The sequence below is a fragment of the Pseudomonas sp. IAC-BECa141 genome, assembly GCF_020544405.1.
In the GTDB taxonomy this organism is placed as follows: domain Bacteria; phylum Pseudomonadota; class Gammaproteobacteria; order Pseudomonadales; family Pseudomonadaceae; genus Aquipseudomonas.
In genome coordinates this window covers 5,661,983-5,680,766 of the sequence record NZ_CP065410.1, presented here as the reverse complement: position 1 = coordinate 5,680,766, position 18,784 = coordinate 5,661,983, and the positions used below count along the sequence as shown (strand labels likewise).

14 protein-coding genes and 1 pseudogene are annotated in these 18,784 nt (G+C 60.3%); 10 read left to right on the top strand and 5 right to left on the bottom strand.

Features of this window, described 5'->3' with window-relative positions; translation table 11 throughout:
* The first annotated feature begins 63 nt into the window (after positions 1-63).
* Complete coding sequence (locus tag I5961_RS26070) at positions 64-1,716, top strand: hypothetical protein (protein ID WP_085697772.1); 1,653 nt, start codon at positions 64-66, stop codon at positions 1,714-1,716.
* Positions 1,717-1,779: 63 nt separating this feature from the next.
* Here the strand turns inward: I5961_RS26070 and gbcA are convergent, their stop codons facing one another.
* The gene (gene gbcA / locus I5961_RS26065; RefSeq protein WP_085697771.1) at positions 1,780-3,072 is read right to left on the bottom strand and encodes a glycine-betaine demethylase subunit GbcA; all 1,293 of its coding nucleotides are present in this window, start codon (positions 3,070-3,072) and stop codon (positions 1,780-1,782) included.
* Between the two features lie 280 nt (positions 3,073-3,352).
* On the opposite strand from gbcA, the gene gbcB reads away from it, so the two are divergent.
* Positions 3,353-4,453 carry a glycine-betaine demethylase subunit GbcB gene (gene gbcB, locus I5961_RS26060; RefSeq protein WP_085697770.1) on the top strand — a complete coding sequence of 367 codons (1,101 nt, stop codon included), beginning with the start codon at positions 3,353-3,355 and terminating at the stop codon, positions 4,451-4,453.
* Between the two features lie 346 nt (positions 4,454-4,799).
* Here the strand turns inward: gbcB and I5961_RS26055 are convergent, their stop codons facing one another.
* The 3 genes from I5961_RS26055 to I5961_RS26045 all read right to left on the bottom strand — a co-directional run bounded on the left by I5961_RS26055 (position 4,800) and on the right by I5961_RS26045 (position 7,967).
* The gene (locus tag I5961_RS26055) at positions 4,800-5,624 is read right to left on the bottom strand and encodes an SDR family oxidoreductase (protein WP_085702865.1); all 825 of its coding nucleotides are present in this window, start codon (positions 5,622-5,624) and stop codon (positions 4,800-4,802) included.
* 649 nt (positions 5,625-6,273) lie between these two features.
* Positions 6,274-6,807, bottom strand: a complete 534-nt coding sequence (locus I5961_RS26050) for an REP-associated tyrosine transposase (protein WP_085702864.1) — start codon at positions 6,805-6,807, stop codon at positions 6,274-6,276.
* A gap of 119 nt (positions 6,808-6,926) precedes the next feature.
* Entirely contained in the window at positions 6,927-7,967 is a 1,041-nt protein-coding gene (locus I5961_RS26045) for a low specificity L-threonine aldolase (RefSeq protein ID WP_007959802.1), read from the bottom strand.
* A 128-nt stretch (positions 7,968-8,095) separates the two neighbouring features.
* Between I5961_RS26045 and I5961_RS26040 the strand changes: the two genes are divergently transcribed.
* From I5961_RS26040 to fdhA, 8 genes and pseudogenes are all read left to right on the top strand, one after another.
* Positions 8,096-8,806 carry a TraX family protein gene (locus I5961_RS26040; protein ID WP_227233728.1) on the top strand — a complete coding sequence of 237 codons (711 nt, stop codon included), beginning with the start codon at positions 8,096-8,098 and terminating at the stop codon, positions 8,804-8,806.
* A 156-nt stretch (positions 8,807-8,962) separates the two neighbouring features.
* The gene (glyA, locus tag I5961_RS26035) at positions 8,963-10,216 is read left to right on the top strand and encodes a serine hydroxymethyltransferase (protein WP_085697766.1); all 1,254 of its coding nucleotides are present in this window, start codon (positions 8,963-8,965) and stop codon (positions 10,214-10,216) included.
* 20 nt (positions 10,217-10,236) lie between these two features.
* A complete protein-coding gene (locus I5961_RS26030; RefSeq protein WP_085688558.1) occupies positions 10,237-11,487 on the top strand; it encodes a sarcosine oxidase subunit beta in 1,251 nt (416 codons plus the stop codon).
* A 14-nt stretch (positions 11,488-11,501) separates the two neighbouring features.
* Complete coding sequence (locus I5961_RS26025) at positions 11,502-11,831, top strand: sarcosine oxidase subunit delta (protein WP_011336273.1); 330 nt, start codon at positions 11,502-11,504, stop codon at positions 11,829-11,831.
* Complete coding sequence (locus tag I5961_RS26020) at positions 11,828-14,845, top strand: sarcosine oxidase subunit alpha (protein ID WP_227233726.1); 3,018 nt, start codon at positions 11,828-11,830, stop codon at positions 14,843-14,845. Before I5961_RS26025 ends, I5961_RS26020 begins: the two co-directional genes overlap by 4 nt.
* Before the next feature lie 147 nt (positions 14,846-14,992).
* Positions 14,993-15,625 carry a sarcosine oxidase subunit gamma gene (locus I5961_RS26015; RefSeq protein ID WP_227233724.1) on the top strand — a complete coding sequence of 211 codons (633 nt, stop codon included), beginning with the start codon at positions 14,993-14,995 and terminating at the stop codon, positions 15,623-15,625.
* Positions 15,626-15,757: 132 nt separating this feature from the next.
* A pseudogene (gene purU / locus I5961_RS26010) lies at positions 15,758-16,614 on the top strand (formyltetrahydrofolate deformylase).
* Between the two features lie 174 nt (positions 16,615-16,788).
* Positions 16,789-17,988: a formaldehyde dehydrogenase, glutathione-independent gene (gene fdhA, locus I5961_RS26005; protein ID WP_085688554.1), complete on the top strand. Its 1,200-nt coding sequence runs from the start codon at positions 16,789-16,791 to the stop codon at positions 17,986-17,988.
* 72 nt (positions 17,989-18,060) lie between these two features.
* Here fdhA and I5961_RS26000 read toward each other — a convergent pair whose 3' ends face one another.
* Positions 18,061-18,276: a cold-shock protein gene (locus I5961_RS26000; protein WP_085688552.1), complete on the bottom strand. Its 216-nt coding sequence runs from the start codon at positions 18,274-18,276 to the stop codon at positions 18,061-18,063.
* Positions 18,277-18,784 lie beyond the last annotated feature (508 nt).

Genomic DNA, 18,784 nt, shown 5'->3' with positions numbered 1-18,784 from the left:
TTCGGTAAATAAGTTGCCGGCAGTCATTTGATTGTCGGAACTTTTATCATGGAAGATTGAACAATGTTTACTATCAAGAAAACAGCACTTTCGCTGGGGCTCTTGTGTGCCCAGCTTGGTTCTTTGTCGTTAGTGTCCGCCGCTGAAACAGCGCCGGGTATCACTGACTTCAAGAAGCCGTTCAACGAATATTCGTGGGTCACTGCTCACAATGGTTATCTGGATGACATGCGCACTCAGCTCAACCGGGGCGTTCGTGGTTTCATGCTGGACTTGCACCCCGGAAACCTGACGGGTGGGGCCGATGCCTATCTGTGTCACACCGGAGAAAAAGGTACTTGCGACATACGTACGGACATGAAATTTGCCGATGCATTGAACAATGTATTTCTGCCTTATCTGCGCAGTAATCCCAACGCTGTCGTGACGCTGTTGCTGGAAAACCTTGTGGGAAGGGCCGAATTCAACAATGCGATGAATCGGGTGCCAGGTCTGGCTGATTGGGTATTCGATCCCAAGGCCTATCCGAACACCCGTACATGGCCGACGCTTGAGCAGATGATCGGCAGCGGCAAGCGACTGGTTATTCTCACCGACCGAAATGCCGGGGAGTACAACGTCAATGGCAAGACCATCAATGTCCTGCAGGACAGTCAATGGGAAAGCCAGAACTACTGGGATCTGGGCATTACTTCGCTCAAGCATGAATGGAGTTGCCCTTCGCGCTGGACGAATTACCATCCGACCGTGTCAGTCACTGGATTCACTCAATGGCCAAGGCTGTTCGTGATGAACCAGTTCCACGGCTGGGGCGCGACATCACTGCATGCGGGCAGTACCGATAACAACCTGACCTGGCTTGAGCGCCGTGTTGATAACCATTGTGCAAGCGCACTGGGCAAGCGCACCGCCCCCAGCTTCCTGACGATTGATTTCAATCAGACGGGGGATGCCTTCCCCTACGCAGCCGCATTGACTCAGGGTGGTTTCTACTTCTACTCGAAAAACAATGTGGACAAGACCGGTGACAGTGTCTGTGTTGTTCCGGCGGGGCAGGATCTCGATTTCAGTTTGCCTGCACGGGGTTGTGAGAATGATGAAGCGCGCTCGCTTGAGTTGCGTGGTATCGCCAAAGGTACACGTCTGAGTGTTTATGACTCGTCCGGTGGCAATACCAGTGACGATTACACCTTTGTTGATGTTAAACGTGATATCGGGATCAATGAATCAGTAAAACTTGGCAGTTTCGAGGCCAACTTTGAAAGCGCCGATATCAAAGTAACCCATGTTCGTAATAACGGTCTGGATGGAAAGATCTCGCGTATTTCGATAGGAAAATCACCGGCGCCAGGCGACTTTCGTGACGCAAGTGTGGTGTTCTACGAGGGCAATTCCGCCACTGAAAATGTTGTTTGTACGGTGAACCTCGCGACCACCCGGACATTCAACTTCAGCGGTGACTGTGATAACGATGAAGCGCGGTCCGCGAAGGTTGTGAAAGCCAAGGGCGGCTCCAGTTTCATGGTCTATGGAAATAAGAACGTGAATGAAAACCAGGGCTACGCACGGGTGGATTTTATAAGCGACATTACTACGCCGGTGATCATTGGCAGCTTCGAGAGGAGTTATGACGCGGGTGCCTACCGCGTCATTCGAGGCGGTCCGAGCAACACGCTGGATGGCAAGGTTTCGAGCATGAGAATCATGGCGAAGTAAGGCACGAAAAAACAAACCCGCAGCGTCGGACGACGTCTGCGGGTTTTGTTGTACGGCGCGGGTTTAACCCTGAACCGGGACGCCTTTGAGGTAGGGTGCAGGCTCGGCGCCGAGGTTGCTCAGCATCCGCTCGCTGTACCAGTCCACGAAGTTGACCACGCCGAACTCATAAGTCTTGGAGTACGGCCCCGGCTGGTACGCGGTGGAGTTGATCCCGCGCTGGTTCTCTTCGGCCAGACGACGGTCCTGATCGTTGGTCGCGTCCCACACTTTGCGCATGCGTTCGACGTCGTAATCCACGCCTTCGACCGCATCCTTGTGCACCAGCCATTTGGTGGTGACCATGGTTTCCTGGGCGCTGATCGGCCACACGGTGAAGACGATGATGTGGTCACCCATGCAGTGGTTCCACGAGTGCGGCAGGTGCAGGATGCGCATCGAACCCAGGTCCGGGTTTTTGATCCGGCCCATCAGCTTGGCGCAACCCTGTTTGCCGTCCATGGTCATCGACACGGTGCCCTTGAGCAGCGGCATGCGCACGATGCGGTTGCGCAGGCCGAAACTGGCGTGAGCGTAAGGGATCTTCTCGGCTTCCCAGGCAGCGGCAGAGGCGGCGACGTGATCCTTGAACGCCTGGTCGGCGCGCGGGTCGGTGACGTCGTCCCACTCCAGCAGGGTTTTCAGCAACTCCGGGTGCGAACCGTTGCAGTGGTAGCACTCGCGGTTGTTTTCCAGCACCAGTTTCCAGTTGGCCTTTTCCATCAAGGTGGTTTGCACCGCCACCTTGGTGTTCTCCATGTCGTAGGGTTCCATGTAGTGGTTCAGGGTCGACAGGAAGTCATCGATGGCCGGCGGGTTTTCCGCCAGGCTGATGAAGATATAGCCGCCGGCGGTCTTCACGTTCACCGGTTTGAGGCCGTACTGATTCATGTCGAAATCGGCGCCCATCTCGGTACCGGCGAACAGCAGGCGGCCGTCCAGTTCGTAGGTCCACTGGTGGTAGTGGCAGACCAGTTTGGCGACCTTGCCCTTGTCGCTGGTGCACAGGCGCGAGCCACGGTGGCGGCAGACGTTGTGGAACGCATGCACCACGCCTTCGGCACCGCGAATGACGATGATCGGGTTCTTGCCGATCTGCAGGGTCAGGTAGTTGCCCTTGGCCGGGATCTCGCAGGTCATGCCGGCGATCAACCACTCTTTCTGGAAGATCTCCTGCATGTCGATATCGAACAGGCGCTCGTCACTGTAGAACGGTTGCGGCAGGGAAAAGGTGCGCTCGCGCTCCTGCAGCATTTGTGCGGTGGCCTTGCGTGCGGGTTCCAGCAGGTCGCCCAGGCTGATTTTTGCGGTGTCCATCGATGAATTCCTCAAGGCCATCTGCGTGGCCGCGAAAGTGGCTGATCAGGGTTGCAGCGCAAGGTGTAAAGAAACCGTTTGTGTTGGGGCGAGTGTGGGGCCGGCGCAGGCGGGAACCTTATCCATGGGCGACATGGTGCAATCTGTTCCCGACGCGCAACCCCCGGTGGTTGGGGGCTGGTCGCGATAAGTATGTGAATGTCGCGGATAGGTAAACGGGGCGTTCACGCTATACGCAGAATCGCCACATGAAGGCCGACAGTCGGCCGTGGAGAACAGCATGTCGAACAGCTTCCTGAATCCGGTCACCACCCAGACCTGGGCCAATGGCCGACACATCGTCCGTTGCGTCAAAGTCATCCAGGAAACCTGGGATGTGCGCACCTTCTGTTTCATGGCCGACCAGCCGATCCTGTTCTTCTTCAAGCCCGGGCAGTTCGTGACCCTGGAGCTGGAAATCGAAGGCCAGCCGATCATGCGTTCGTACACCATCTCCAGCTCGCCGTCGGTGCCGTACAGCTTTTCGGTGACCATCAAGCGCGTGCCGGGGGGCAAGGTGTCCAACTGGCTGCACGACACCCTGCATGAAGGTCAGGAGCTGGCGGTGCACGGACCGGTCGGGCTGTTCAACGCGATCGACTTCCCGAGCCCGAAAGTGCTGTACCTCAGCGGTGGCGTCGGTATCACCCCGGTGATGTCCATGGCGCGCTGGTTCTACGACACCAACGGCAACGTCGACATGACGTTCATCCACAGCGCCCGCTCACCGAAGGACATCATTTACCACCGCGAGCTGGAACACATGGCGTCGCGGATCGACAACTTCAGCCTGCACCTGATCTGCGAGAAGCACGGGCTGGGCGAGCCTTGGGCCGGCTATCGCGGCTATCTCAACCACAAGATGCTGGAACTGATGGTGCCGGACTTCCTTGAGCGTGAAGTCTTCTGCTGCGGCCCGACGCCGTACATGACAGCGGTCAAGCGCCTGCTGGAAAACGCCGGCTACGACATGAAGCGCTATCACGAGGAGTCCTTCGGCGCCACGCCGCCGGAAGCCCGCGCCGATGCGGTGGAACAGGCCGAGCAGGCCGCCGAAGCACCGGAAATCCCGGCGGCGGATCTGCACCTGGTGGAATTCACCTCATCGGACAAGAGCATCCGCGTGGCTCCCGGCGAGACCGTGCATGCGGCGGCGGCCAAGGTCGGCCTGATGATCCCGAAAGCCTGCGGCATGGGGATCTGCGGGACGTGCAAGGTGCTCAAGCTGGGTGGCGAAGTGGAGATGGATCACAACGGCGGGATTACCGAGGACGACGAGGCGGAGGGGTACATTCTTTCTTGCTGCAGTGTGCCGAAGGGGGATGTGCGGATCGAATACTGATCGGCGGTGGGGCGGTCTCCTGCGCCAGGCCTACCCCTCACCCCAGCCCTCTCCCCAGGGAGAGGGAGCTGACCGCGGTGTCTTGCGCTATACATCGACCTGATTAAGCGTGGCGATTATGGATTCGGCAAAGCAGATTCAGGTCAGTGTATTTCTTGAGCATCCCCCAATCAGCTCCCTTTCCCCAGGGAGAGGGAGCCGACCGCGGTGTCTTGCGCTATACATCGACCTGATTAAGCGTGGCGATTATGGATTCGGCAAAGCAGATTCAGGTCAGTGTATTTCTTGAGCATCCCCCAATCAGTTCCCTCTCCCTTTGGGAGAGGGTTAGGGTGAGGGGCTTTTCTCAGTCGATAAACAAATCTGGCATTAGTGCCACGTCGCTTTCTCGTTCAAAACGGTAATGATCGAACCCGGTCACACCGCTCTCCCGCAAAATCTCCTCATCAATCAACAACCGTCCGGTAATCTGCCGCCCACTGCTGCTCAAAATCACATGCGCCGCATCCGCCATGATCGCCGGCGTCCTCGCATGCTTGAACGACTCCCGATTGCCCAACTGAAACTCGATCGCCGCCGTGGCAATCATGGTTTGCGGCCACAGCGAATTGACACTGATCCCGTAGCTGGCGAATTCCTCGCTCATGCCCACCGTCAGCATGCTCATGCCGTATTTGGTCACCGTGTACGGGCTGTACTGGGCGAACCATTTACTGGCCATGTTCAGTGGCGGCGACAGGTTGAGAATGTGCCCGGAGGATTTTTTCAGATAGGGCAGGGCCGCCTGGCTGCACAGCAGCACCGCGCGGGTGTTGATCTGGTGCATCAGGTCGAAGCGCTTGAGTTCGATGTGTTGCACACCGGTCAACTTGATCGCCCCGGCATTGTTCACCAGTGCATCGATCCCGCCGAAATGTTCGTTGGCCTGGGCCAGTGCCTGACATACCGCCTCTTCCTCCCGCACATCCAGTTGCAGCGCCAGGGCCTTGCCACCGGCCGCTTCGACTTCCGCCGCGACACTGTGAATGGTGCCGGGCAATTTGGCATGCGGTTCGGCGCTCTTGGCCGCGATCACGATATTGGCCCCGTCCCGCGCAGCCCGCAGCGCAATCTCGCGCCCGATGCCACGGCTGGCGCCAGTGATGAACAAGGTTTTGCCTTTTAGCGACATGCGCAAGCTCCTGCTTATTGTTATGCGAGCGAAGGCTCGACAAACAATGTAGACGATGGAGCTGAAATGGAAGGGGGGAGCCTGATCGTTCCCACGCTCCGCGCGGGAATACAGCCTTCGACGCTCCGCGTCATGACGGTGGCAGGCGTTGCGTCGGTGGTGTGGCAGGAACGCGGAGCGTCCCGGGAGGCATTCCCACGCGGAGCATGGGAACGATCGGAGTAGGGAGGCCGATGTGACCGTGCGTGAATAGGCGTCTGTGGCGGCGGTAGGAATGCAGTTGTCGCTTTGAGTAGTGATCGTTCCCACGCTCCGCGCGGGAATGCAGCCTTCGACGCTCCGCGTCATGACGGTGGCAAGCGTTGCATCGGCGGTGCAGCAGGAACGCGGAGCGTCCCGGTATGCATTCCCACGCGGAGCATGGGAACGATCGGAGTAGGGAGGCCGATGTCTGTGGCGGCGGTAGGAAATTCAGTTGTCGCTATGAGTAGTGATCGTTCCCACGCTCCGCGTGGGAATGCAGCCTTTGACGCTCCGCGTCATGACGGTGGCAGGCGTTGCGTCGGTGGTGCGGCAGGAACGCGGAGCGTCCCGGGAGGTATTCCCACGCGGAGCATGGGAACGATCTGCGGGTGGGATATCGGGGGCTTCAGTACCAGCGCTGAACCTCGATCAACCCCTCCAGCCCTGCATAATTTCGGGCACTCGAATACCGCCAGTGCTCAGGCAACTCGACATAACCGCGCTTTACCGGGTTGTTGTGGATGTAATCGAGTTTCTGGCGCATGACTTCTTCGCTGTAGACCATCTCTGCGTGAGCACCTTCCTGCCACATCTGATACACCCGATCTTCCTTGTGTGCCCGTTTGCTGAAGCGAAGCCGATTCAATGCTCTTTCTGCACCCTTACTTTGCAGATCATCAATGATCTGTCGAGCGGTGAAGGATTTGAACTGGCTCAGGCATTTACTCAGGTCAGGCGCCTGGGCGACGAAGTGCAGGTGGTTTTCCAGGATCACGTAGCCGTAGAGCTTCAGCTCCTGATGGGTTTGTTGATAACGCCAACAGTTGAGCAGGTGGTCGACGAGGTAGGGACGAACGAACAGTGGCAGCCACTCCACCAGCGTGCAGGTCAGGAAGTGAGGTTTGTCGGATTCGGTGATGGTGTAGCGGCTTCGGCCCATGGGATTCATCCTTGAATCTTGCGGTGCTGCTGAGAGGAACGCGGAGCGTCCCCGGATGCATTCCCACGCAGACGGTTCGACGCCTCGACGTGGGAACGATCAACGCCACGGGGAGGCGATCAGGCCGACATGACTTCGCGGATGTCGCGCGCCAGTTCGCGTACGCGTTCTTCTTCGGTGTCCCACGAGCACATGAAGCGGGCGCCGCCCTTGCCGATGAAGGTGTAGAAGCGCCAGCCGCGAGCGGTCAGGGCGGCAATGGCCGGTTCCGAGAGTTGCAGGAACACGCCGTTGGCCTGAACCGGGAACATCAGTTCCACGCCCGGGATGTCGCTGACCAGTTCAGCCAGCAGTTGCGCGCAGTGGTTGGCGTGGCGGGCGTATTTGAGCCAGGCGTCGTTTTCCAGGATGCCGACCCACGGCGCCGACAGAAAGCGCATCTTCGAAGCCAGTTGCCCGGCCTGTTTGCAGCGGTAGTCGAAGTCTTCGGCCAGTTTGTGGTTGAAGAACAGGATCGCTTCACCCACCGCCATGCCGTTTTTCGTGCCGCCGAAGCACAGTACGTCGACGCCGGCCTTCCAGGTCAGGTCCGCCGGCGAGCAGCCGAGGAAGGCGCAGGCGTTGGAAAAGCGCGCGCCGTCCATGTGCAGGTTCAAGCCCAGTTCCTTGCAGGTGTCGCTGATGGCGCGGACTTCTTCCGGGGTGTAGACGCTGCCGACTTCGGTGGCCTGGGTCAGGGTCACCACGCGCGGTTTCGGGTAGTGGATGTCCTGGCGCTTGAGCGCGACTTCGCGGATCGAGGCCGGGGTGATCTTGCCGTTTTCAGTGCCGGCGATCAGCAGTTTCGAACCGTTGGAGAAAAATTCCGGTGCGCCGCATTCGTCGGTTTCGACGTGGGCGGTTTCCGAGCAGATGACGCTGTGGTAACTCTGGCACAGCGACGACAGCGCGAGGGAGTTGGCGGCGGTGCCGTTGAAGGCGAAGAACACTTCGCAGTCGGTCTCGAACAGCTTGCGGAAATAATCGGAGGCGCGTGCTGTCCACTCATCGTCGCCATAGGCGCGCTGGTGGCCGTGGTTGGCCTGTTCCATGGCAGCCCAGGCTTCAGGGCAGATACCGGAATAGTTGTCGCTGGCGAATTGTTGGCTCTTGTCGGTCATGGCCGGCTTCCGTAATCGAGGCGCTTGTGGCGCTTCGTGGGGTCAATGATGGTGCGCACTGTACCGAAGATCATCCGGGGAGCACACGGGATGTCGCTGTCAAAACTTTACAAGGATGCGAGCCGATTATGCACCTGAGCCGGCGCGACGGCGCACTCGATCTGCTCAAGTGGCTGGCGCTGCTGAGCATGCTGCTCGATCACCTGCGATATGTCGGGATCAGCGCCGATTGGCTGTATGTGCCGGGACGGCTGGCGTTCCCGTGGTTCTGCCTGGCGATGGCGGCGAATCTGACCCGGGACGGCGCACGCAAGACCGAATGGCGCTATCTGGGCTGGTTGCTGCTGTTCAGCGCTATCAGTGAAATTCCCTACCGTCTGTACATTCCCGAGCCCGACACCTTGAACGTGATGCCCACGCTGGTGCTGGGTTTGCTGGTGGCGCGAGGCTGGCAGGATCGAGTGCTGATTTCACGACTGCTGGGAGTCGGAGCCTTACTGGCGGCGGCGATGTTCCCGGAGCGGCTGATGTTCGGTCTGTTCGGTGTCCTGCTGCCGCTGGCGATGTTGCTGGTATTTCATCGGCCCTGGTATTTCAGCCTGCTACCAGGGCTGGTGTGTGTGGCCGCGAATCAATGGCGGGTGCTGTACGAAGCCGCGCAGTTCGGCAACATCGTCGCCATCTTCGGGCTTGCGACCTGCCTGATCGCGCCACTGCTCGGAATGTTCCTGTTGCGACACGCCACTTACCTCCACGCGCCACCCATGCGGCGCTGGGCGTATGCGCTCTATCCCGCGCATTTCATGGTCCTTCTGGCCTTGCGCCAGCTGCTTGTTTGAGTCCGTCGTCCCCGCCATGTCGTAAACGCACCTTTGCGTGGCGTCCGTAGGCATTTGACCTCCCTGCGCCGGCCATACCATCGCATCAAAGGGCACTGGCTGAACGCCGTGCCTTACCGAGACGAATGGCGCACAGATGCCGCTGGGAGAGACGCGATGTTCAGCAAGCAAGACCGGATCCAGGGTTACGACGATGCACTGCTGGCGGCGATGAATGCCGAGGAGCAACGTCAGGAAGATCACATCGAGCTGATCGCGTCGGAGAACTACACCAGCAAACGCGTGATGGAAGCGCAAGGCAGCGGCCTGACCAACAAATACGCCGAAGGCTATCCGGGCAAGCGCTACTACGGTGGCTGCGAGCACGTCGACAAGGTCGAAGCGCTGGCCATCGAACGCGCCAAGCAACTGTTCGGCGCCGATTACGCCAACGTCCAGCCGCACTCCGGTTCCTCGGCCAACAGCGCCGTGTACCTGGCCCTGCTGCAAGCAGGCGACACCATTCTCGGCATGAGCCTGGCCCACGGCGGTCACCTGACCCACGGCGCCAAGGTTTCGTCCTCGGGCAAGTTGTACAACGCCGTGCAGTACGGCATCGACACCAACACCGGCCTGATCGATTACGACGAAGTCGAGCGTCTGGCCGTCGAGCACAAACCGAAAATGATCGTCGCCGGTTTCTCGGCCTACTCGAAAACCCTCGACTTCCCGCGCTTCCGTCAGATCGCCGACAAGGTTGGCGCGCTGCTGTTCGTCGACATGGCCCACGTTGCCGGTCTGGTGGCTGCCGGTCTGTACCCGAACCCGCTGCCGTACGCCGATGTGGTCACCACCACCACCCACAAGACCCTGCGCGGTCCGCGTGGCGGCCTGATCCTGGCCAAGGCGAACGAAGAGATCGAGAAGAAGCTCAACGCGGCGGTATTCCCCGGCGCCCAGGGCGGCCCGCTGATGCACGTCATCGCCGGCAAGGCCGTGTGCTTCAAGGAAGCGCTGGAGCCTGGCTTCAAGGCCTATCAGCAACAAGTGATCGACAACGCTCAGGCGATGGCGAGCGTCTTTATCAAACGTGGCTACGATGTAGTGTCCGGCGGCACCGACAACCACCTGTTCCTGGTCAGCCTGATCCGTCAGGGCCTCACCGGTAAAGACGCAGACGCCGCCCTCGGTCGCGCGCACATCACCGTCAACAAGAACGCCGTACCGAACGACCCGCAGTCGCCGTTCGTCACCTCCGGCCTGCGCATCGGCACCCCGGCGGTGACCACCCGCGGCTTCAAGGTGACCCAGTGCGTGACGCTGGCCGGCTGGATCTGCGACATCCTCGACAACCTCGGCGATGCCGATGTCGAGGCCAACGTCGCCCAGCAGGTTTCGGCCCTGTGCGCTGACTTCCCGGTTTATCGCTGAGCGTTCTGGAGTAAATGACTATGCAACGCTATTCGGGCTTCGGCCTCTTCAAACACTCCCTCAGCCACCACGAAAACTGGCAGCGTATGTGGCGCACGCCGACCCCGAAAAAGGTCTACGACGTGGTCATTGTCGGCGGCGGCGGGCACGGTCTGGCGACGGCCTACTATCTGGCCAAAGAACACGGCATCACCAACGTGGCCGTGGTCGAGAAGGGTTGGCTGGGCGGCGGTAACACCGCGCGCAACACCACCATCGTCCGCTCCAACTACCTGTGGGACGAATCGGCGCACCTGTACGAACACGCGATGAAACTGTGGGAAGGCCTTTCGCAAGACCTGAACTACAACGTGATGTTCTCCCAGCGCGGCGTCTACAACCTGTGCCACACCCTGCAGGACATCCGTGATTCCGAGCGTCGGGTCAGCGCCAACCGCCTCAACGGCGTGGACGGCGAACTGCTCAACGCCAAGCAAGTCGCGGACGAAATTCCGTACCTCGACTGCTCGAAAAACACCCGCTACCCGGTGATGGGCGCAACCGTTCAGCGTCGCGGCGGCGTGGCCCGTCACGATGCCGTGGCGTGGGGCTTTGCCCGTGCCGCCGACGCCTTGGGCGTGGACCTGATCCAGCAGACCGAAGTGATCGGTTTCCGCAAGGAAAACGGCGTGTGCATCGGCGTTGAAACCAACAAGGGTTTCATCGGCGCCAAGCGCGTCGGCGTGGTGACCGCCGGTAACTCCGGGCACATGGCCAAACTCGCCGGTTTCCGTCTGCCGATCGAATCCCACCCGTTGCAGGCGCTGGTGTCCGAGCCGATCAAACCGATCATCGACAGCGTGATCATGTCCAACGCCGTGCACGGTTACATCAGCCAGTCCGACAAGGGCGACCTGGTGATCGGCGCCGGTATCGACGGCTACAACGGCTACGGCCAGCGCGGTTCGTACCCGGTGATCGAGCACACCATCCAGGCCATCGTCGAGATGTTCCCGGTGCTGTCGCGGGTGCGCATGAACCGTCAATGGGGCGGCATCGTCGACACCACGCCGGACGCCTGCCCGATCATTTCGAAAACCCCGGTGCCGAACATGTTCTTCAACTGCGGTTGGGGCACCGGCGGCTTCAAGGCCACACCGGGTTCGGGCAACGTGTTTGCCGCGAGTCTGGCCAAGGGTGAAATGCACCCGCTGGCCGCACCTTTCTCCATCGACCGTTTCCACAGCGGTGCGTTGATCGATGAACACGGCGCTGCGGCTGTCGCCCACTAACAGGAGAAATCCCCATGTTGCATATCTTCTGTCCTCACTGCGGCGAACTGCGCTCCGAAGAGGAATTCCATGCATCCGGCCAGGCGCACATTCCGCGTCCGCTGGATCCGAACAGCTGCACCGACGAGGAGTGGGGCGACTACATGTTCTTCCGCGACAACCCTCGCGGTCTGCACCACGAGTTGTGGGATCACGTCGCCGGTTGCCGCCAGTACTTCAACGTCACCCGCGACACCGTGACCTACGAGATTCTCGAGACCTACAAGATCGGCACCAAGCCGCAATTCACCGACAAGGCTGACACTGCGAAAACAGCCACGACGGCGCTGGGAGAGAAGGTATGAGCCAGACCAATCGCCTGTCCAACGGTGGACGGATCGACCGCAACAAAGTGCTGAGCTTCACCTTCAACGGCCAGACCTACAAAGGTTTCGAAGGCGACTCGCTGGCCGCAGCCCTGCTGGCCAACGGCGTCGACATCATTGGCCGCAGCTTCAAGTATTCGCGTCCACGCGGCATCTTCGCCGCCGGTGCCGAAGAGCCGAACGCGGTGCTGCAGATCGGTGCAACCGAAGCCACCCAGATTCCCAACGTGCGTGCCACGCAACAGGCGTTGTACCAGGGCCTGGTCGCCACCAGCACCAACGGCTGGCCGAGCGTCAACAACGACATGATGGGAATTCTCGGCAAGGTCGGCGGCAAGCTGATGCCACCGGGTTTCTACTACAAAACCTTCATGTATCCGCAATCGTTCTGGATGACTTACGAGAAGTACATCCGCAAGGCTGCAGGTTTAGGTCGCTCGCCGACCGAGGTCGATCCGGACACCTACGACTACATGAACCAGCACTGCGACGTGCTGATCGTCGGCGCCGGCCCGGCCGGTCTGGCCGCTGCGCTGGCGGCTGCGCGCAGCGGTGCGCGGGTGATCATCGCCGATGAACAGGAAGAGTTCGGCGGCAGCCTGCTCGACTCCCGCGAAAGCCTCGACGGCAAGCCTGCGATGGAGTGGGTGGCCAGTGTCATCGCTGAATTGAAGAACACTCCGGACGTGCTGCTGTTGCCGCGCGCCACGGTCAACGGTTACCACGACCACAACTTCCTGACCATTCACGAACGCCTCACCGATCACCTTGGTGACCGTGCTCCGATCGGCCAGGTGCGTCAGCGCATTCACCGCGTCCGCGCCAAGCGTGTGGTGCTGGCGACCGGCGCTCACGAGCGTCCGCTGGTCTACGGCAACAACGACGGGCCGGGCAACATGCTCGCCGGCGCAGTGTCGACCTACGTGCGCCGTTACGGCGTGGCACCGGGCAAAAAGCTGGTGCTGTCGACCAACAACGATCACGCCTATCGGGTGGCGCTGGACTGGCTCGACGCCAGCCTGCAAGTGGTCGCCATCGCCGACGCGCGCAGCAATCCGCGTGGTGCACTGGTGGAAGAAGCGCGCGCCAAAGGCATTCGCATCCTCACTGGCAGCGCCGTGATCGAGGCCCGTGGCAGCAAGCACGTCACCGCTGCCCGCGTGGCGGCGATCGATGTCAAAGGCCACAAGGTCACCAGCCCGGGCGAATGGCTCGACTGCGACCTGATCGCCAGCTCCGGTGGTTACAGCCCGGTGGTTCACCTGGCGTCGCACCTTGGCGGCAAGCCGATCTGGCGCGAAGACATCCTCGGTTTCGTACCGGGCGAAGCACCGCAAAAACGCGTGTGCGTCGGTGGCATCAACGGCGTCTACGGTCTTGGCGATTCGCTGGCTGACGGTTTTGAAGGCGGCGTGCGCGCTGCGTCCGAAGCCGGTTTCCAGACCGTTGAAGCCGTGTTGCCGAAAGCCCTGAGCCGTCTCGAAGAACCCACCCTGGCGCTGTTCCAGGTGCCGCACGAGAAAGGTACTTCCCGGGCGCCGAAGCAATTCGTCGACCTGCAGAACGACGTGACCGCCGCCGCCATCGAACTGGCGACCCGCGAAGGTTTCGAATCGGTCGAGCACGTCAAACGCTACACCGCGCTGGGCTTCGGCACCGATCAGGGCAAGCTCGGCAACGTCAACGGCCTGGCGATTGCCGCCCGTTCGCTGAACGTGACCATCCCGCAGATGGGCACCACGATGTTCCGTCCGAACTACACGCCGGTGACATTCGGTGCGGTAGCCGGCCGTCACTGCGGGCACATCTTCGAACCGGTGCGTTACACCGCGCTGCATCAATGGCACCTGAAAAACGGCGCCGAGTTCGAAGACGTCGGTCAGTGGAAGCGTCCGTGGTACTTCCCGAAAAACGGCGAAGACATGCATGCCGCGGTCAAACGCGAATGCAAGGCTGTGCGCGACAGCGTTGGCCTGCTGGACGCCTCGACCCTGGGCAAGATCGACATCCAGGGCCCGGACGCCCGCGAGTTCCTCAACCGCGTGTACACCAACGCCTGGACCAAGCTCGACGTGGGCAAGGCCCGTTACGGCCTGATGTGCAAGGAAGACGGCATGGTCTTCGACGACGGTGTGACGGCGTGTCTGGCCGACAACCATTTCGTCATGACCACCACCACCGGCGGCGCGGCTCGCGTGCTGCAGTGGCTGGAGCTGTACCACCAGACCGAATGGCCGGACCTGAAGGTTTATTTCACCTCCGTCACCGACCACTGGGCGACCATGACCCTGTCCGGCCCGAACAGCCGCAAGCTGCTCAGCGCCGTGACCGACATCGATCTGGCCAACGAAGCGTTCCCGTTCATGACCTGGAAAGAAGGTCTGGTCGGCGGTGTGCCGGCACGGGTGTTCCGCATCTCGTTCACCGGTGAGCTGTCGTACGAAGTCAACGTCCAGGCCGACTACGCGATGGGCGTGCTGGAAAAAATCGTCGAGGCGGGCAAGCAGTACAACCTGACCCCGTATGGCACCGAGACCATGCACGTGCTGCGGGCCGAGAAGGGCTTCATCATCGTCGGCCAGGACACCGACGGCTCGATGACCCCGGACGACCTGAACATGGGCTGGTGCGTCGGCCGCACCAAGCCGTTCTCGTGGATCGGCCAGCGCGGCATGAACCGTGAAGACTGCGTGCGTGACCAGCGTAAACAACTGGTGGGCCTGAAGCCGATCGATCCGAACGTGTGGCTGCCGGAAGGTGCACAGCTGGTGTTCAACACCAAGCAGTCGATCCCGATGACCATGGTCGGCCACGTGACCTCCAGCTACGCGCACAACTCCCTCGGCTATTCGTTTGCCATGGGCGTGGTGAAGGGCGGTCTGAAGCGCATGGGCGAGCGGGTGTTCGCACCGCTGGCGGACGGCAGCGTGATCGAGGCGGAAATCGTTTCTTCGGTGTTCTTCGATCCGAAAGGCGATCGCCAGAACATTTGACACTGATCGTTCCCACGTCGAGGCGTCGAACCGTCTGCGTGGGAATGCATCCCGGGACGCTCCGCGTCCCAAGAGCGGACGCAGAGCGTCCATGGCGGCATTCCCACGCAGAGCGTGGGAACGATCAAACAAAAGAATAGGTGCTTTATGACCGCAGCCAACGTTTACCAACAACGCCCGACCAACGGGGCCAAGGCCGAGTCGTCGCTGCATCACGCCGACCTCGCGAGCCTGGTCGGCAAGGGCCGCAAGACCGCCGGCGTGACCGTGCGCGAGAAGAAACTCCTCGGCCATCTGACCATCCGTGGCGACGGTCACGATGCCGCGTTCGCTGCCGGCGTGCACAAAGCGCTGGGCATCGAATTGCCGGGCGCCCTGAGCGTGATCGTCAAAGGCGAAACCAGCCTGCAATGGATGGGGCCGGATGAGTGGCTGCTGATCGTGCCGAGCGGTGAAGAATTCGCCGCCGAGCAGAAACTGCGCGAAGCGCTGGGCGATCTGCACATCGCAATCGTCAACGTCAGCGGCGGGCAGCAAATACTTGAACTGAGCGGCCCGAACGTGCGTCAGGTGCTGATGAAATCCACCAGCTACGACGTGCACCCGAACAACTTCCCGGTCGGCAAGGCCGTGGGCACGGTGTTCTCCAAGTCGCAGCTGATGATTCGTCACACCGCCGAAGACACCTGGGAACTGCTGATCCGTCGCAGCTTCTCGGATTACTGGTGGTTGTGGTTGCAGGATGCGTCTGCCGAATACGGCCTAAGCGTTCAGGCGTAATGATCGTTCCCACGCTTTGCGTGGGAATGCATCCCGGGACGCTCCGCGTCCCAAGAACGGACGCAGAGCGTCCATTGCGGCATTCCCACGCAGAGCATGGGAACGATCAGAGGCCAGACCCAGGAGAAAACGATGAGCCGCGCCCCGGATACATGGATTCTGACCGCCGACTGCCCCAGCGTTCTCGGCACCGTGGACGCGGTGACGCGTTTTCTGTTCGAGCAGGGCTGTTACGTCACCGAGCACCACTCGTTCGATGACCGGCTTTCGGGCCGGTTCTTCATTCGCGTGGAATTCCGTCAGCCCGAAGGCTTCGACGAGCAATCCTTCCGCGCCGGCCTCGCCGAACGCGGTCAGGCGTTCGGCATGATCTTCGAGCTGACCGCGCCGAACTACCGGCCAAAAGTGGTGATCATGGTTTCCAAGGCCGATCACTGCCTCAACGACTTGCTCTACCGCCAGCGCATCGGCCAGTTGTCGATGGATGTGGCGGCGGTGGTCTCCAACCACCCGGACCTCAAGCCGCTGGCCGACTGGCACCAGATTCCCTACTACCATTTCCCCTCGACCCCAACGACAAACCCGCCCAGGAACGGCAGGTGTGGCAGGTGATCGAGGACGCCGGCGCTGAACTGGTGATTCTCGCCCGCTACATGCAGGTGCTGTCACCGGAGCTGTGCCGCAAGCTCGATGGCAAGGCGATCAACATCCACCACTCGCTGCTGCCGGGCTTCAAGGGCGCCAAGCCGTATCACCAGGCCTACAACAAGGGCGTGAAACTGGTGGGCGCCACCGCGCACTACATCAACAACGACCTGGACGAGGGGCCGATCATCGCCCAGGGCGTCGAGGCGGTGGATCACAGTCATTACCCCGAAGACCTGATCGCCAAGGGGCGTGATATCGAAGGCCTGACCCTGGCCCGGGCGGTGGGGTATCACATTGAGCGGAGGGTGTTTTTGAACGCCAATCGCACGGTCGTTCTCTAGATCGCTTTCGCGAGCAAGCTCGCTCCCACATTGGAATGCGTACCCCTGTGGGAGCGAGCTTGCTGGCGATGAGGCCATAACAGGCAACACAAGAATCAGCATCTGTACCCGAGCACTTAACGCGCTGCCTGCCTGGGCGGCGCGGTTCCATAAAAACAACAGCGAGGTGAAAGCATGTCTGGCAATCGTGGTGTGGTGTATCTCGGCGCTGGCAAGGTCGAAGTACAGAAAATCGACTATCCGAAAATGCAGGACCCGCGCGGCAGGAAGATCGAGCACGGCGTCATCCTGCGTGTGGTTTCAACCAATATTTGCGGCTCCGACCAGCACATGGTGCGCGGCCGTACTACCGCCCAGGTCGGTCTGGTGCTGGGGCACGAGATCACCGGTGAAGTGATCGAGAAGGGCAGCGACGTCGAAAACCTGAAAATCGGCGACCTGGTGTCCGTTCCGTTCAACGTGGCTTGCGGGCGCTGCCGTTCCTGCAAGGAGCAACACACCGGCGTCTGCCTGACCGTCAACCCGGCCCGCGCCGGCGGTGCCTACGGTTACGTCGACATGGGCGACTGGACCGGCGGCCAGGCCGAATACGTGCTGGTGCCGTACGCCGACTTCAACCTGCTGAAACTGCCGGACCGCGACAAGGCCATGGAGAAAATCCGTGACCTGACCTGCCTCTCCGACATTCTGCCGACCGGTTACCACGGAGCCGTTACCGCCGGCGTTGGTCCGGGCAGCACCGTTTACATCGCGGGTGCAGGTCCGGTCGGTCTGGCCGCAGCCGCCTCCGCCCGTTTGCTCGGCGCGGCGGTGGTGATCGTCGGAGACGTCAATACCATCCGCCTGGCCCACGCCAAGGCTCAGGGTTTCGAGATTGTTGACCTGTCGAAAGACACCCCGTTGCACGAACAGATCGCTGCATTGCTGGGCGAGCCTGAAGTGGATTGCGCGGTGGACTGCGTCGGCTTCGAAGCTCGCGGCCATGGTCACGACGGCGTCAAATCCGAAGCCCCGGCCACCGTACTCAACTCGCTGATGGGCGTGGTGCGCGTAGCTGGCAAGATCGGTATTCCGGGCCTGTATGTGACCGAAGATCCGGGCGCTGTGGACGCGGCCGCGAAAATGGGCAGCCTGAGCATTCGTTTCGGCCTTGGCTGGGCCAAATCCCACAGCTTCCACACCGGACAAACACCGGTGATGAAGTACAACCGCCAGCTGATGCAGGCGATCATGTGGGACCGCATCAACATCGCCGAAGTGGTGGGGGTGCAGGTCATCAGCCTCGACCAGGCGCCGGAAGGCTACGGCGAGTTCGATGCCGGTGTGCCGAAGAAGTTTGTGATTGATCCGCACAAGTTGTTCAGTGCGGCGTAAGCGATGAGGCAATAAAAAAACGGCGACCTCGGGTCGCCGTTTTTTATTGGAAGACGAAAAGCTTCGGGTGTTTTATTCCGGCCGAACCTCTTCTGCCTGCATTCCCTTCTGTCCTTTTCTTGCAACGAAACTCACGGACTGCCCTTCTTTAAGGCTTTTGAAGCCGTCACTCTGGATCGCTTTGAAATGGACAAAAAGGTCATCGCCTCCACCTTGTGGGGTAATGAATCCGAACCCTTTTTCATCATTGAACCATTTGACGGTTCCTTTCACTCTTTCATCTGACATGTTCGTGCTTCCCGCTTCGTTTGATTGATTGACGCGTTACAAAAGCTTAGAGAACCGAGCCGGTCTGGCTACGTCCTCGTCTTGAGCCAGTCGGATGTTGATTGCATAAAACTGGCCTTTATCACTTTGCACAAGGTCATAAGTGACCTTTCGCCCCGCTTTGATATGTTTGAAGTCCGGATGGCCCCGGTCGATGCAGAAGATGATCGGCGAGACTTTTGAGTCTGGTATTTCATTGCGCTCTACGCATTGCTTTTCCATCGCCGTATCTCCCATTCAAATGGCTGGCGCCTGACCCTCGCTGTTTCCGAATCATTGATGCCACTTCACCGTATTCCAGTTCCGATGACTCGGTAACTGTCATATCTGACAGGTAAAGAAATCCTTTCGGCATCAACGCCCGCCTTTTTATGAAGGTGAGAAATAAAGGGTCGGTCCTTCGGCTGAAAGCGCGTCACGCTTCCTTCACAAACAGGATGTGAATATCCAGTTGCACGCCGGAACATGC

Bases quoted from the DNA above. Each gene is read 5' to 3' on its own strand.
- I5961_RS26070 (WP_085697772.1), top strand. From the start codon at position 64: ATGTTTACTATCAAGAAAACAGCACTTTCGCTGGGGCTCTTGTGTGCC.
- gbcA (WP_085697771.1), bottom strand. From the start codon at position 3,072: ATGGACACCGCAAAAATCAGCCTGGGCGACCTGCTGGAACCCGCACGC.
- gbcB (WP_085697770.1), top strand. From the start codon at position 3,353: ATGTCGAACAGCTTCCTGAATCCGGTCACCACCCAGACCTGGGCCAAT.
- I5961_RS26055 (WP_085702865.1), bottom strand. From the start codon at position 5,624: ATGTCGCTAAAAGGCAAAACCTTGTTCATCACTGGCGCCAGCCGTGGC.
- I5961_RS26050 (WP_085702864.1), bottom strand. From the start codon at position 6,807: ATGGGCCGAAGCCGCTACACCATCACCGAATCCGACAAACCTCACTTC.
- I5961_RS26045 (WP_007959802.1), bottom strand. From the start codon at position 7,967: ATGACCGACAAGAGCCAACAATTCGCCAGCGACAACTATTCCGGTATC.
- I5961_RS26040 (WP_227233728.1), top strand. From the start codon at position 8,096: ATGCACCTGAGCCGGCGCGACGGCGCACTCGATCTGCTCAAGTGGCTG.
- glyA (WP_085697766.1), top strand. From the start codon at position 8,963: ATGTTCAGCAAGCAAGACCGGATCCAGGGTTACGACGATGCACTGCTG.
- I5961_RS26030 (WP_085688558.1), top strand. From the start codon at position 10,237: ATGCAACGCTATTCGGGCTTCGGCCTCTTCAAACACTCCCTCAGCCAC.
- I5961_RS26025 (WP_011336273.1), top strand. From the start codon at position 11,502: ATGTTGCATATCTTCTGTCCTCACTGCGGCGAACTGCGCTCCGAAGAG.
- I5961_RS26020 (WP_227233726.1), top strand. From the start codon at position 11,828: ATGAGCCAGACCAATCGCCTGTCCAACGGTGGACGGATCGACCGCAAC.
- I5961_RS26015 (WP_227233724.1), top strand. From the start codon at position 14,993: ATGACCGCAGCCAACGTTTACCAACAACGCCCGACCAACGGGGCCAAG.
- fdhA (WP_085688554.1), top strand. From the start codon at position 16,789: ATGTCTGGCAATCGTGGTGTGGTGTATCTCGGCGCTGGCAAGGTCGAA.
- I5961_RS26000 (WP_085688552.1), bottom strand. From the start codon at position 18,276: ATGTCAGATGAAAGAGTGAAAGGAACCGTCAAATGGTTCAATGATGAA.